This window comes from Limosilactobacillus viscerum (assembly GCF_947387525.1).
GTDB classification, from domain to species: Bacteria; Bacillota; Bacilli; order Lactobacillales; family Lactobacillaceae; genus Limosilactobacillus; species Limosilactobacillus viscerum.
In genome coordinates this window covers 1-14,122 of record NZ_CANDNW010000009.1, presented here as the reverse complement: position 1 = coordinate 14,122, position 14,122 = coordinate 1, and the positions used below count along the sequence as shown (strand labels likewise).

Here is a 14,122-nt window from a genome sequence, read left to right as displayed (position 1 = left end):
TCACTCTCCTAACTAGCAATATATTATACCAGAATTTTTTTAAAATGATTGATACAGAACGGTTACGGAGGCAAAATTATGCGGCGTTTATGGGTGACGGGCTACCGGAGCTATGAAATTAACACCTTTAAGGACGATGATCCAAAAGTAACAGTGATTAAAAATGTCTTAAGGCAACGAATGAAGAACCTCCTGGATGAAGACAATGATGAATTTTGGGTTATCACCGGTCCGCAGCTGGGCACCGAACAGTGGGCCGCCCAGGTCGCGGTTGATTTACGAAAGGAGTACCGCCAGCTGAAAGTGGCGATCATGCTGCCATTTGCTGACTTTGCTGAAAAGTGGAACGCTGACAACCAGCGGAAGCTAGCAGAATTGCGGCAGCAGGTGAATTTTTCTAAGGAGGTCACAGCCAAGCCATATGAATCACCGGAACAACTACGTCTGTACCAGCAGTTTATGGTTACCCATACTGACCGGATGCTAATGGTGTACGACCCGGACCATCCTGGCAAGCCAAAGTATGATTACCGCCTGGCGAAGGAATATGGTGAACGGACGAATTATCCGCTCGACTTGATCGACTTTGATGAACTCCAGGAAGCGGCAATCGAGTGGAGTGAGCAAGAACGTGAACGGAAGCGGGCGGAGAGTGATTTTTAATTAAGCCTTGCATTCAACAATAAGTTTGTTAAAATTATTATGTATTACGCAAACTAAACGATTGAGGTGTTCAAGGTTGGATAACATTAATTACACGCCGCAGGATATCCTGCATAAGCAATTCAAGGAAAAGAGCATTGGTAAGGGTTATGACATGGCCGATGTTGATGAATTTCTCGACAATGTTATTAAAGACTACGATGCCTACAATAAGGAAGTAGACCGCCTGAACGATGAGAACGAACGTCTGCGGGCTAAGGTTGATGAGCTCAACCGCCAAGTAGAAGTCGGTGCATCAATGCCATCTCGTCCTGCTGAAAACCAACCAGTTTCCAACGCCACTAACATGGATATCCTGAAGCGGTTATCCAACCTGGAACGGCGGGTTTTTGGCTCCCAAATTGGTGAAGGCGAAAATAACAACGATTCACACTTGCTTTAGTGCGCGTTATCAAATAGAATAGTATTTTGCAAGCTTTGGGTAATTGAGCACAGCTTTTGTTGTGTTAGGAAGGTCCATGCTCGCACAGGCTGCGATGCCTGTAGTGTTTGTGCTCGCTGAAAAAATAAGGCGGGGCACCGGCTAGTCCGGTGACGGCGGAAAAAACGGCTACGGTTTTACTATGCCCGAGTATTCCTGAAAAGTGCCACAGTGACGATACAGGATGGGAAACCATCTTGGTGGAACGCGGTAAACCCCTCAAGCGGTAAACCCAAACTACGGTAGGGGAGCTTTGGATAGCAAATTGAAGCGATTCCAGGGGAGAGTTTTTACTCTGAGATAGATGATTACCTCGGTTTAGCCATTGCCTGGTGGTTAGACTACGACAAAACATGGCCTACAGATGCTTGCAAACAGGTGCCCGGTTCGCCGGGCTTTTTTATTTTTAAATTTTCGATCAGTCCTTGACATTTTAAATTAAGCTGGTATCTTTATAGACAATCAATGTCCTTTAAGTTAGTCCCGTGAGGCTAGTAAGGTGCGGAATAATGATAGTACCAGTAGACCATACTGGATACCAGAGCCCCTAGACTACACGGATGAGTCTAGGGGCTTTTCTTTTGGGACATGAGGTTGACGCAATACCAAAAGAGGTGTAACTGTGAATAAACAAATTATCGATGGGATGGCAATGAAGCGGGCACTCACCCGGATCACCTACGAAATCATCGAACAGAATAAGGGAACTGAAAACCTAATTCTGGTCGGGATTAAGACCCGCGGTGAGTTTATCGCCCGTCGGATTGCCAGCCAGATGGCTAAACTGGAAGGCGCAACGGTTCCAGTATTTGGACTTGATATTACGGGTTACCGTGATGACCTTCAGGATGACCAAACAGCGACCGAGAGTAAGGTTGCCGGCCAACTGCCAGTTGATATTGATGACCAGCGGATCGTGCTGATCGACGATGTCTTCTTCACTGGCCGGACGGTTCGCGCGGCAATGGATGCCTTGATGGACCAGGGACGGCCGCAAAGCATTAGTGTAGCGGTTCTAATTGACCGTGGCCACCGTGAGATGCCAATTCGGCCGGACTTCGTGGGAAAGAATGTCCCAACGGCCAGCCAGGAAAAGATCAAGGTCAACATGACCGAGGTCGATGATGAAGATAACGTTGAATTAATTAAATAAGTAACCATTAATCTCGCTCCAGAGAGGGCAGGATGGTTTATTACCCGTCAAGAGGCGGGGACCAGACTGCCCGGAGCAAACTTTTGCCCCAGGCTTTTTTATTAAAAGGAGAAAAAACATGACTGAATTTGTAAAGTTGTCGCATTTTGTCAGTGTCGAAAAACTGCCCGTTGACCAGATCAACGCCCTGATTGACCGGGCCGAATACTTTAAGAACGGTGGTGCAACCCCTGAACTGAAGCAACCGGTCTATGTTACCAACATGTTCTTTGAAAACTCAACCCGGACCCATACCAGTTTCGCCATGGCGGAAAAGAAATTAGGCCTGACTGAAATTCCATTTGACGCGGCACACTCTTCAATGACCAAGGGTGAAACGCTCTATGACACCTGCCTGGTAATGAATGCACTGGGCGTCAACTTGTCAGTTATCCGGGCCAGCGAGAATGCCTACTACGAACCACTAATCAACCATGGTGACGAACAACACCTGAACCTTGGTATTGTCAACGCTGGTGACGGAAGTGGTCAACACCCATCCCAAAGTTTACTGGATATGATGACCATTCATGAACACTTTGGCCACTTCAAGGGCTTGAAAGTTGCTATTGTCGGTGACATTACCAACTCACGGGTTGCCCGGTCCAACATGGAAATTTTAACCCGGCTGGGTGCTGAAGTTTACTTCTCCGGTCCTGAATACTGGTACGACCACGCTTTTGACAAGTATGGCAAGTTTATGCCGGTTGATGAGCTGGTTGATAACGTAGATGTAATGATGCTCCTCCGGGTACAACATGAACGTCACGAAGGCGATGCTAACGAATCAAAGTTTGATGCCGCTAAGTACCATGAAGAATACGGGATTAACCATGACCGTTACAACCGCCTGAAGGATGACTGCATTATCATGCACCCAGGTCCGATTAACCACGACGTCGAACTTGCTGGTGACCTGGTTGAATCACCAAAGTGTGCTTTCTTTAAGCAAATGCAAAACGGGGTCTTCATGCGGATGGCAATGTTGGAAGCAGTTGTTCGCGGTCGTCACCTAGGAGGTCTTGAATAATGAAAACTTTAATCCAAAACGGGACCGTCTACACAAACGGTCAATTGATCAAAGCAGATGTATTAATTGATGATGATCAGATCCAGGCAATTGGCAACCTGGCTGACATGGCAGATGAAGTTGGCAAGGTAATCAATGCCAGTGGCAAGCTGGTTAGCCCAGGCTTAGTTGACGTCCACGTCCACTACCGCGACCCAGGTCAAACGCAAAAGGAAACGATTAAGACCGGTGCTGCCGCCGCTGCTCACGGTGGCTTTACAACTGTCGGCGCCATGCCAAATGTTAACCCAACGCCAGATACGCCGGAACGCGTGGCCCACATGGTTAAGCGGAATAAGGAAGAAGGCTGTGTCCACATCGCCCAGTACGCAACGATCACGACTGGTCGTACCGGGGACCAACTGGTAGACTTTGAAGGCGTTAAGAAGGCGGGCGCTTTTGCCGTCAGCAACGATGGCTCTGGTGTTCAAACTGCCGGCACAATGTACAAGGCCATGGAAGGCGCTGCTAAGGCGGGCCTGCCGCTGGCCGCCCACGTTGAGGATAATTCATTGCTCTTCGGTGGGGTAATGAACGAGGGTGAGCGCTCCCGTGAACTCGGCGTCCCAGGCGCACCAAGCGTTTCTGAATCTGCTCAGGTTGCGCGGGACCTAGTTTTGGCCAATGCCACCGGTGTCCACTACCACGTTTGCCACATTTCAACGAAGGAAAGTCTGGCAATGGTGCGCTTTGCCAAGCAACAAGGGGTTAACGTGACCTGTGAAGCATCACCTCACCACCTGCTCCTGGCCGACAAGGATATTCCTGCTGGCAACAGCAATTACAAGATGAACCCGCCGCTACGGAGTGAAGCTGACCGCGAAGCACTGGTTGCGGGCTTGACTGATGGAACGGTGGACATGATTGCCACCGACCACGCACCTCACACGGTTAGCGATAAGCCAAGCGACTTTACTAAGTCCGCCAACGGGATTACAGGGAGCGAAACGGCCTTCTGTGAGCTCTACACCAAGCTCGTTAAAACCGGGATCATCAGCTTGACGCGGCTCCTTGACTTGATGACCGCTAAACCAGCCGACCTTTTTGGCTTGACGGAAGCAGGGCACCTTGAACCAGGCAAGCCCGCTGATATCGCCATTTTTGACCTGGACCACGAATTTGAAATTAAGGAAGAGGACTACCAATCAAAGGGGATTAACAACCCATTCACTGGCGACCACGTCTATGGGGAAACCGTGATGACCCTGGTTGATGGCCACGTTGTATACGAACGAAAGGAAGATTAATGATGGAACGCTACCTAGTATTAGAAGACGGCAGTGTTTATGCTGGTGAAGCATTTGGCGCTGATCGTTCCACCCTCGGCGAAGTGGTATTTACCACGGGGATGACCGGTTACCAAGAAGCCATTACTGACCAATCCTATGCCAACCAGATCCTGGTATTTACCAACCCCCTGATCGGTAACTACGGGGTTAACCTGGATGACTATGAATCCCTGGAACCACAGATTAAGGGAGTGATTTGCCACCAAGTTGCCCGCCGTCCAAGTAACTGGCGGATGCAGGACACCTTGCCAAACTTCCTTGATCAGCGGGAAATTCCTGGGATCCAGGGAATTGATACCCGTGAATTGGTCCGCAAGCTTCGTCAGCACGGAACCCTCCGCGGTGCCATCGTTGACAACGTCGATGAATTGGCTGACCTGCTCAAGAAGATTAAGGCGTCACACCCGACGGCCAACATTATCAGCCAGGTTTCAACCAAATCACCATACCCGAACCCTGGTACGAAGCGGAACATCGTGGTAATTGACTTTGGAATCAAGCACAGCATCCTTCGGGAGTTAGCGGAACGGGAATGCAACGTCATCGTCCTGCCATACACGGCCACGGCACAACAGGTCCTCAACCTCAAGGCAGACGGAATCCTGCTGAGTAACGGCCCTGGTGACCCTGAAGAAATGGAAGGGGCTGCTGCGATGGTAGCCGAGGTCGAAAAGCACTTGCCGCTATTTGGCATCTGCATGGGGCACCAAGTCTTTGCCCTGGCTAACGGTGCTAAGACCTACAAGATGAAGTTTGGCCACCGGGGCTTTAACCACCCGGTCCGCAACATTGCCACTGGTGAAATTGACTTTACCTCGCAAAACCACGGTTACGCAGTTGATCCACAGTCGATTGACTCCACCAAGCTGCTGGTTACCCACGAGGAAGTAAATGATGGGACGGTGGAAGGACTGCGCCACAAGCAATACCCAGCCTTCTCCGTCCAGTTCCACCCGGATGCAGCACCGGGTCCCCACGATGCGGACAGCTTATTTGATGACTTTATTAGCATGGTAGACCAACAAAGGAGTGAACGGACCAATGCCTAAACGCACGGATATTCATAAGATTTTAGTGATTGGGTCAGGGCCAATCATCATTGGTCAAGCGGCTGAATTTGATTATTCAGGAACGCAGGCCTGCTTAGCCCTGCGTGAAGAAGGGTACGAGACCGTACTGGTGAACTCCAACCCAGCCACCATCATGACTGATAATGAAATTGCTGACCACGTATATATTGAACCACTGACGGTCGAATCGGTTTCCCGGATTATCCGGAAGGAATACCCTGATGCAATTCTGCCAACTTTAGGTGGACAGATCGGCCTAAACCTGGCCGTAGCCCTTTCCAAGACCGGGCTGCTTGATGAATTGCACATCCAATTATTAGGGACCAAGCTGGACTCAATTGATGAGGCCGAAGACCGGGAAAAGTTCAAGGAACTGATGCAACGGCTGGGCGAACCAGTGCCAGCCTCCCAAACGGTTGAAACCGTCGATGGGGCGCTTGATTTTGCGCACAAAATTGGTTATCCCGTAATTGTCCGGCCAGCCTTTACCATGGGTGGTACCGGTGGTGGGATGTGCCACAATGATGAAGAATTGAAGGCCATCGCCGCTAACGGTCTGGACCTCTCCCCAGCAACCCAGTGCTTGATTGAAAAGTCAATTGCCGGTTACAAGGAAATCGAATTTGAAGTAATGCGGGATGCCAGTGACAACGCCATGGTAGTCTGCTGCATGGAAAACTTCGACCCAGTTGGGATCCACACCGGGGATTCAATTGTCTTTGCACCGAGCCAAACGCTGTCGGACCGTGAATACCAAATGCTCCGTGACTGTGCCCTGAAGTTAATCCGGGCGCTGAAGATTGAAGGGGGATGCAATGTTCAATTAGCCCTCGATCCAAATTCATACCATTATGATGTCATCGAAGTTAACCCCCGGGTCTCCCGTTCTTCCGCACTGGCTTCTAAGGCAACTGGTTACCCAATTGCCAAGATGGCTGCTAAGATTGCGGTTGGCCTGAACCTAGATGAGATCAAGAACCCGGTTACCGGGACCACATATGCTGAGTTTGAACCAGCCCTCGACTACGTTGTCTGCAAGATTCCACGCTGGCCATTTGATAAGTTCACCCGTGCCGACCGCCGCCTGGGCAGTCAGATGAAGGCCACCGGTGAAGTCATGGCCATTGGGCGGACTGCTGAAGAAGCCCTGCAAAAGGCCGTTCGGTCACTGGAAATTGACCAAAAGGACCTCTTCTCGGCACCGGCCCACCAGGCAACTGATATCCAGCTGGAAGACAAGCTGGTCCACGCCGAAGACGACCGCCTCTTCTACGTTGCTGAGGCCTTCCGCCGGGGCTATACAATTGAGGATGTTCACGAATTAACCAAGATCAACGACTACTTCCTCGATGTTGTCCACCACCTGATCGAACTTGAAAAGCAAATTGAAGACCATCCTGAAGACGTTGCCACCCTGCGGACCGCAAAGAAGTACGGTTTCAGTGACCCAACGATTGCTAAGCTTTGGAAGACCACGCCGGAAAAGGTGCGGGCACTTCGTAAGCAGGAAGGCATCCTGCCGGTCTACAAGATGGTTGATACTTGTGCGGCTGAATTTGATTCTTCAACACCATACTTCTACAGTACCTACGACCGGGAAAACGAGAGTCAGCGAACTGGTAAGGAGTCAGTCCTGGTTATTGGGTCCGGCCCAATCCGAATCGGCCAGGGGGTTGAATTTGACTACGCGACCGTCCACTGTGTTAAGGCTTTGCAGTCAATGGGTTATGAAGCAATCGTAATGAACTCTAACCCCGAAACAGTCTCAACTGACTTCTCCGTTTCCGATAAACTCTACTTTGAACCGCTGACGCTGGAAGACGTCATGAACGTAATTGACCTCGAACAACCAATGGGGGTCATTGTCCAGTTTGGTGGGCAAACCGCCATTAATCTGGCTGCGGGACTGGCAAAGAACGGGGTTCAAATCCTTGGGACCAGTGTCAAGGACCTGGATGCTGCGGAAGACCGGCGGATTTTCGATGAAATTATCAAGAAGCTTGAATTGAAGCAACCAGTTGGCCTCACTGCCACAACACACCAGGGGGTAATTGATGCGGCGGAAAAGATTGGCTACCCAGTGCTGGTTCGGCCAAGCTACGTTCTCGGTGGTAAGGCAATGGAAATTGTCTACAACGAAGGCGAATTGCGTGAATACCTGAAGGAAAATGCGGACGTGGCCGCTGACCACCCAATCTTGATTGATGCTTATCTGGAAGGACGCGAATGTGAAGTTGACGCCATCTGTGATGGTACCGACGTTCTCTTGCCGGGGATCATGGAACACATTGAGCACGCCGGGGTCCACTCTGGTGACTCAATGGCGGTCTACCCACCACAAAGCTTTGATGATGACATCAAGCACCAGATCGTGTCTGCAACGAAGAAGCTGGCAATTGCTTTGAAGTGCCAGGGGATCATGAACATCCAGTTCATCATTCACGACCACGAAGCTTATGTTCTTGAAGTTAACCCACGGGCTAGCCGGACGGTACCATTCCTGTCTAAGATTACGGGGATCGAGATGGCCCAGGTGGCTACCCGGGTAATCCTGGGCAAGAGCCTTGCCGAACAGGGCTACAAAGATGGTTTATACCCAGAAAGCAAGACGATTCATGTTAAGGCACCAGTCTTCAGTTTCAACAAGCTGGATGATGTTGACTCCTACCTGGGACCAGAAATGAAGTCAACCGGTGAAGTAATGGGCTCTGACCAGACCTTTGCCAAGGCACTCTACAAGGCCTTTGCTGGTGCCAAGATGCAGCTGCCGGATAACGGGAGTGTCCTGTTGACGATTGAGGATAATGATAAGCAGACAATCCTGCCACTGGCCAAGCGCTTTGCATTAATTGGCTGGCGTTTGTTGGCGACTAAGGGGACAGCGGACTTCTTGAAGGAGAACGGTCTCCACGTTGAAACGGTGGGTAAGATTGGTGAAGAAGACGGTGAACACAATATTCTCCGGGTAATTAAGGATAATAAGGTTGACCTGGTAATCAACACGATGGGTCACGATTACGCCAAGAACTCGGATGGCTTCATCATTCGGCAGACCGCGATTGAACATAACGTACCGCTGCTAACCGCCCTCGACACGGTTGGTGCATTACTACGGGCACTTGAGAATCGTTCGTTCTCGACAACCGCTTTATAATAGGAAGAAAGGGAGCGAAACAGAAGTCGTTTGCGACTTCGTTTTTGAGCCCCTGCGAGCACAAATAGAGGTCCAGAGTTCGTCAATATTGACGAGCTCTGGACCTCATTTGTGTACCGCGTTGTTTACTTTTGATCTATATAAAATTTATTTCACGATTCCTTTGACAAAATAAGCGTTAACCAAACGGCTAACGCTTAGTAAAAAGCAATCCTAATATTAGGCAACAGCAAAAAGGGTGGGCGGTGCAACGCCTGCCCTTTTTGATTACAATTTTAATATACCAGCTAATTTCTTGATTATCCATTTATTTATGGATAAGGTGATAGTATCGACAAAAAGGATGTGGGTAGATGAAGTTAATTGTAACAAAACGGGCAGCAGACTGGCTGGTTAAGCAGGCCCAACTACAGGCGGGTGACATGGTCGCAATTTATGCCCAAAAAGGTGCTGATGGTCAAATTAGTTTAAACTACCGGAAAGCAGCACCATCTTATGCGGTGGCCACTGATGAACACCAAGGGGTCACCTTTTACGTTGACTTTGCTAAGGAATGGTTCTTCTCCGGCAAGGTAACGACCGTTGATTTTCAAGATGGAAAGTTAACTTACCAACAAGTAAGAGAGACACCGGATGAGCAGCCTGTACCGGTTAAAGAACCAGCATCGACAAAAGCTGATGCCAGCACGGCGGCATCGCGGAAGTACGAAGAATACTGGGAGTAGTATAATTAGCTGTGGAGGTATTTTAGGATGAAAACAGTTAAGTTGAATAATGGAATTGTAATGCCAGCAGTTGGCTATGGGACCTACCAAACGGCGCCGGCACAGACTACCGAAAACGTCCTGCAAGCGCTGCGGACGGGTTACCGGTTGATCGACACTGCCCAGTACTACGGCAACGAAGCCGAGGTCGGGGAGGCCTTGACCGAAAGCGGCCTGCTGCGAGACCAAGTCTTTGTAACGACCAAGGTACAGACCAGTGGCTATGCTGAGACTAAGCAAGGCTTGGATGAGTCATTGCGCCGCTTTAACCACGATTACTTTGACTTGGTGATCATCCACTGGCCGACCGGGAATGACGCGGAAACTTACCGGGCCCTAGAAGATGCTTACCACGATGGTAAAGTCCGGGCAATTGGCCTGAGTAATTTCAATGCTGACCAGGTGCAGGAAATCATTGACGGGGCTACAGTTGAACCAGCAATTGATCAGATTGAAACCCACTTGATGTGGCAGCAGAAACGGATGCATGCTTACCTGACTAGTCGAGGGATGGTTCACGAATCCTACGCACCACTTGGCGAAGGGCAACCGGGCTTCTTGGATAATCCAGTTTTGGTTAAGATGGCGGCACGTTACCACGTTACTCCTGCCCAACTGACTCTGCGGTTTATGAACCAAGAAAATATCGTGGTGATCCCAAAGACGTTGAACCGTAAGCACATGGCTGAAAATTTGGACATCTTTGGTTTTACGATTGACCAGGACGACTTGCGGGCCTTGGAAGGGCTTGACCAGAAGAGGGCAATTGATGGTTGGCCGGCAACAATGCAAGAAGACCAATATTAACTTTGTCATTTGCCGGTAATCAGGTAGAATGGTTAAAGAAGATTTGACGAAGAGGAGTTGCTACTTTGCAAAAATATCAGTTAATGGCGACGGCAGCGGCCGGAATTGAAGCCTTGGTTGGTCGTGAGTTGCGGGACCTTGGCTACGAGACGAAGGTTGAAAACGGCCGGGTTCGGTATACTGGGGATATGAAGGACATTTTAACGACTAACTTGTGGCTACGGACGGCGGACCGGGTGAAGGTGATCGTTGGTGAGTTTGAGGCCCGGACGTTTGACGACTTGTTTGAACAAACGGCTGACTTGCCATGGGAAGACCTACTGCCGGTTGACGCTGAATTTCCGGTGGAAGGACGCAGTCACCATTCGCAGCTGCATAATGTGCCGAGCGTGCAGGCAATTGTGAAGAAGGCAATTGTCCAACGGCTGAGTCGGGTGTACCACCGGCGGACGCGGCTCCCAGAAACCGGTGCATTGTACCCGCTGGATGTGGCGATTAATAAGGACCATGTGATGTTGACCCTGGATACGACGGGGGAAAGCCTGTTTAAGCGGGGCTACCGGAAGAATAAGGGTGGTGCACCGCTGAAGGAAAACATGGCGGCGGCACTGGTGATGCTGGCCCACTGGTTTACGGACAATCCGTTTGTTGACCCAGTTTGTGGTTCAGGAACCATTCCGATTGAAGCGGCGCTGATGGGGCATAATATTGCGCCGGGGACCAACCGGGCGTTTGCCTGTGAGCAGTGGACGAACTTGACGCCGGATGGCCTGTCCGATGAAGTGCGGGATGAGGCTGACGCAAAGGCCGATTATGACGTGGAATTGGATATTCACGGGTATGATATTGACCAGAATATGGTTGAAATTGCCCAGGAAAACTGCCGGGCTGCAGGGTTGACTCATGACATTACTTTTAAACAGTTAGCGCTGAAGGACTGGCACACGGATAAGATCAACGGGGTCATTGTTGCCAATCCACCGTACGGGGAACGGTTGAGTGACCACGAAGCCGTCCATGAATTGTACCGCCAAATGGGTGAACTCTACCGGCCGATGACGACCTGGAGTAAGTACATTCTGACCGCGGACCTAGAATTTGAAAAGTATTACGGCAAAAAGGCTACTAAGCGGCGGAAGCTGTATAACGGGGCCTTGCGGACAGATTTGTTCCAGTTTTGGGGCAAGAAAAAGAGATAAAATAAATAGGCCTTGCTTCAATCGTTAATTCGGTGCAAGGCCTTTTTGCATGGGACGTAAAGCGAACACTTGTTTATCGCTTAGCTGTTTGTTTTAACGGTGCTAAGGGTACTGAATATTCTATGGATCCTGCACTAAGAAGTGTTGGATTAATTAACACAATTCTCCACCAATACTTATAAAACAAATAATTGACTTTGACTAATCATATAACTAGCTTTATAATTTTAATCTGTTAATTTTATTATTAGGGGGAGAATTTGATGAATAAGTTTTGTCCAAACTGTGGGACAAAGGTGCCGGAAGAAGCGGCCTTTTGTCCTAACTGTGGTGCTAACTTGAAATCGGCTGAAGAACGGCCAGCAGCAAGCGAAGCACCAAGGGAAGCACCTAAGCAAGCGTCCACAGTAAAGAAGAAAGAACAGCAGACAGCCGAACCTGCCAAGTCTGCTGCACCGGCTGCCGCAAAGACAGCCACTGCCACGAACGCAAGTGACATTGACAACAAGCCGGTCCATGACGTTAAGGGTGAAAAGGTGACCAAGCAAACACTTGGTAAGTTGAAGAAGTTCAAGCAGACCCGGTGGATTGTGACTGCAATTATCATCCTAATCGTAATCTTTATTGGTTACCGGCAGGTTTACGTGCCACACACGATCGAGTCTGCGATCAACGCCAACAACTTTTCCAGTGCGCAGGGTTACCACCAGTCAATTGACACCGGAAAGCACACGGTGATCCTGATTGCTAGTGACAGCCAGGAACGGCAATACGTCCAAGCAATGCAAAAGAATGAATTTGATACTCGGCGGATTAACGTTGAAAATCAACTTTCTGGACTTGCACATGACCTATCTAGTCGTTTGGCTGGTAAGTGGAAGGTTGCTATTTGCACCAAGGATGGACAAAGTGGTAAAGTTGGCGTCTTATGGGAGTACGACGATAACAAGGAAGTCAAGCGGTTCCAAACGTCTTCTGCTGGTCAGCAACTTCGTGAAGAATACGAAGAGAAGCAGGAACAAGCTGAAGAAGAAGCCAAAGAAGCAGACACCACTGAAAAGATCGGTGCTGGTCTTCTCGGTGGCGGTATCGGCCTCATGTTAGGGAGCTTGTAAGATGGCAGAAGAAAAGCAAGATTTCGTTTTTTGTACGCAATGCGGTGCTAAGAATAGTGCGAGCGCTAAGTTCTGCACCCATTGTGGACACCCATTAACCCATTTGGATGGTACTTCAACGAGTGCCGCTTCTAATGCGGAAGAGCCACAGCGTAAACGCAAGAGTGTGATTGATAGCACCACCTCGAAAATTAATGAATGGACCGGTGGTAAGGGTGCCGTGAAGGTTAGTCTGAAGGGCTTCTTTGGTCAAGTGTTTAAGCACCACACCGAGCAAGAAGCTGAGGACATCTTTGCCGTGGGAACCGAAAAGACAACGCCTTCACTTGATGAAGTTGTTAACGACCAGGTTCAGCCGTGGTTGTTCTCACGGATTCTATTGTTTATCTTCTTGGTGGCAGTGCTTCTGGGAGTCCTGTCCGAGTTTAATCCGCGGATGGGAGTTGTGGTTTCATTAGACACGACGATCACGATTGCGGTGCCTGTTTCCGCCCTGGTCCTCTTCTTTGAAACCAACGTTTATAAGAATATCAGTTTCTATCAGGTGATGAAGATCACACTGGTCGGTGGGGTGTTATCGCTAATTGCAACGATGATTCTTGATAACTTGCTGGGTGATAACGGCCAACTTGATCTTGTTGGTGCCCTCCTTACTGGGGTATCGGAAGAAGTGGCAAAGGTGCTGGTTGCGGCTTACTTTATTTATAAGCTCAACATTAAGCGGATCTTTAATGGAATGTTAATCGGTGCCGCGGTTGGTTCCGGATTTGCCGCTTTTGAGAATGTTATGTACATGATTGATGATCAAACGGGTCAGCTTAGTACGATCCCGGAAGTGCTGATTCGGACTTTATTTTCCATTTCTGATCATACAGAATGGTGTGCAATTTCGGCAGCCGCTTTAGTCTTAGCAAAGGGAACGGCTGATTTAACCAGTAGCGACTTCTTCAAGGCGACCTTTCTCAAGTTCTTGGGTTCAGTTATTCTGATCCACGCACTATGGGATTGGGAGTTTATTACGACTGACTTGAAGAACATCGTGCTTGCCATCATCACCTGGTTGTTTGTCTTCGTGCTAATCCATGCGGGTCTCCGCGAAGTGAAGGAATTGCAGATGAAGACTAAAGAAAAACAAACTGAGTAACTTATCGGTTAAAAGGGATTACTTGTGAATAGTAGTAATCCCTTTTTCTGTTAAATGATTTGAAATTCAGCTGCCGCAAGGAATAATGTTTATCAATGTGGCAGATTGCAAGAAATAACTTGAACGAATTTAATGACGTAAATTAAGCAGGAAGATCTCGATTGGTGTGCGCCAG

The 14,122-nt window shown here is 49.2% G+C and carries 12 protein-coding genes and 1 other RNA gene; all 13 read left to right on the top strand.

Features of this window, described 5'->3' with window-relative positions; translation table 11 throughout:
- Positions 1 to 78: 78 nt before the first annotated feature.
- The 13 genes from QOS07_RS04030 (at position 79) to QOS07_RS03970 (ending at position 13,947) form a co-directional block, all read left to right on the top strand.
- On the top strand, positions 79 to 663 hold the full coding sequence (locus tag QOS07_RS04030; RefSeq protein ID WP_283587725.1) for a DUF1273 domain-containing protein: 585 nt from the start codon (positions 79 to 81) through the stop codon (positions 661 to 663).
- Positions 664 to 739: 76 nt separating this feature from the next.
- The gene (gene gpsB, locus QOS07_RS04025; protein WP_283587724.1) at positions 740 to 1,105 is read left to right on the top strand and encodes a cell division regulator GpsB; all 366 of its coding nucleotides are present in this window, start codon (positions 740 to 742) and stop codon (positions 1,103 to 1,105) included.
- Between the two features lie 31 nt (positions 1,106 to 1,136).
- Positions 1,137 to 1,510: RNase P RNA component class B (gene rnpB / locus QOS07_RS04020), an RNA gene on the top strand.
- Positions 1,511 to 1,766: 256 nt separating this feature from the next.
- On the top strand, positions 1,767 to 2,297 hold the full coding sequence (gene pyrR / locus QOS07_RS04015; protein WP_283587723.1) for a bifunctional pyr operon transcriptional regulator/uracil phosphoribosyltransferase PyrR: 531 nt from the start codon (positions 1,767 to 1,769) through the stop codon (positions 2,295 to 2,297).
- Between the two features lie 118 nt (positions 2,298 to 2,415).
- On the top strand, positions 2,416 to 3,366 hold the full coding sequence (locus tag QOS07_RS04010; protein WP_283587722.1) for an aspartate carbamoyltransferase catalytic subunit: 951 nt from the start codon (positions 2,416 to 2,418) through the stop codon (positions 3,364 to 3,366).
- The gene (locus tag QOS07_RS04005) at positions 3,366 to 4,652 is read left to right on the top strand and encodes a dihydroorotase (RefSeq protein WP_283587721.1); all 1,287 of its coding nucleotides are present in this window, start codon (positions 3,366 to 3,368) and stop codon (positions 4,650 to 4,652) included. The genes QOS07_RS04010 and QOS07_RS04005 overlap by 1 nt, the downstream gene beginning before the upstream one ends.
- 2 nt (positions 4,653 to 4,654) lie before the next feature.
- Complete coding sequence (gene carA / locus QOS07_RS04000) at positions 4,655 to 5,743, top strand: glutamine-hydrolyzing carbamoyl-phosphate synthase small subunit (RefSeq protein WP_283587756.1); 1,089 nt, start codon at positions 4,655 to 4,657, stop codon at positions 5,741 to 5,743.
- Positions 5,736 to 8,918, top strand: a complete 3,183-nt coding sequence (gene carB, locus QOS07_RS03995; RefSeq protein WP_283587720.1) for a carbamoyl-phosphate synthase large subunit — start codon at positions 5,736 to 5,738, stop codon at positions 8,916 to 8,918. Before carA ends, carB begins: the two co-directional genes overlap by 8 nt.
- Positions 8,919 to 9,271: 353 nt before the next feature.
- A complete protein-coding gene (locus QOS07_RS03990; protein WP_283587719.1) occupies positions 9,272 to 9,643 on the top strand; it encodes a hypothetical protein in 372 nt (123 codons plus the stop codon).
- 27 nt (positions 9,644 to 9,670) lie between these two features.
- Positions 9,671 to 10,489, top strand: a complete 819-nt coding sequence (locus QOS07_RS03985; protein ID WP_283587718.1) for an aldo/keto reductase — start codon at positions 9,671 to 9,673, stop codon at positions 10,487 to 10,489.
- A gap of 65 nt (positions 10,490 to 10,554) precedes the next feature.
- The gene (locus QOS07_RS03980; RefSeq protein WP_283587717.1) at positions 10,555 to 11,688 is read left to right on the top strand and encodes a THUMP domain-containing class I SAM-dependent RNA methyltransferase; all 1,134 of its coding nucleotides are present in this window, start codon (positions 10,555 to 10,557) and stop codon (positions 11,686 to 11,688) included.
- A 263-nt stretch (positions 11,689 to 11,951) separates the two neighbouring features.
- A complete protein-coding gene (locus QOS07_RS03975) occupies positions 11,952 to 12,803 on the top strand; it encodes a zinc ribbon domain-containing protein (protein ID WP_283587716.1) in 852 nt (283 codons plus the stop codon).
- A 1-nt stretch (position 12,804) separates the two neighbouring features.
- Positions 12,805 to 13,947 carry a PrsW family intramembrane metalloprotease gene (locus tag QOS07_RS03970; protein ID WP_283587715.1) on the top strand — a complete coding sequence of 381 codons (1,143 nt, stop codon included), beginning with the start codon at positions 12,805 to 12,807 and terminating at the stop codon, positions 13,945 to 13,947.
- Positions 13,948 to 14,122: the final 175 nt, after the last annotated feature.

Excerpts from the sequence above, each read along its gene's own strand:
- QOS07_RS04030 (WP_283587725.1), top strand. The coding sequence starts at position 79 with ATGCGGCGTTTATGGGTGACGGGCTACCGGAGCTATGAAATTAACACC.
- QOS07_RS04010 (WP_283587722.1), top strand. The coding sequence starts at position 2,416 with ATGACTGAATTTGTAAAGTTGTCGCATTTTGTCAGTGTCGAAAAACTG.
- QOS07_RS04005 (WP_283587721.1), top strand. The coding sequence starts at position 3,366 with ATGAAAACTTTAATCCAAAACGGGACCGTCTACACAAACGGTCAATTG.
- carA (WP_283587756.1), top strand. The coding sequence starts at position 4,655 with ATGGAACGCTACCTAGTATTAGAAGACGGCAGTGTTTATGCTGGTGAA.
- carB (WP_283587720.1), top strand. The coding sequence starts at position 5,736 with ATGCCTAAACGCACGGATATTCATAAGATTTTAGTGATTGGGTCAGGG.
- QOS07_RS03990 (WP_283587719.1), top strand. The coding sequence starts at position 9,272 with ATGAAGTTAATTGTAACAAAACGGGCAGCAGACTGGCTGGTTAAGCAG.
- QOS07_RS03985 (WP_283587718.1), top strand. The coding sequence starts at position 9,671 with ATGAAAACAGTTAAGTTGAATAATGGAATTGTAATGCCAGCAGTTGGC.
- QOS07_RS03975 (WP_283587716.1), top strand. The coding sequence starts at position 11,952 with ATGAATAAGTTTTGTCCAAACTGTGGGACAAAGGTGCCGGAAGAAGCG.
- QOS07_RS03970 (WP_283587715.1), top strand. The coding sequence starts at position 12,805 with ATGGCAGAAGAAAAGCAAGATTTCGTTTTTTGTACGCAATGCGGTGCT.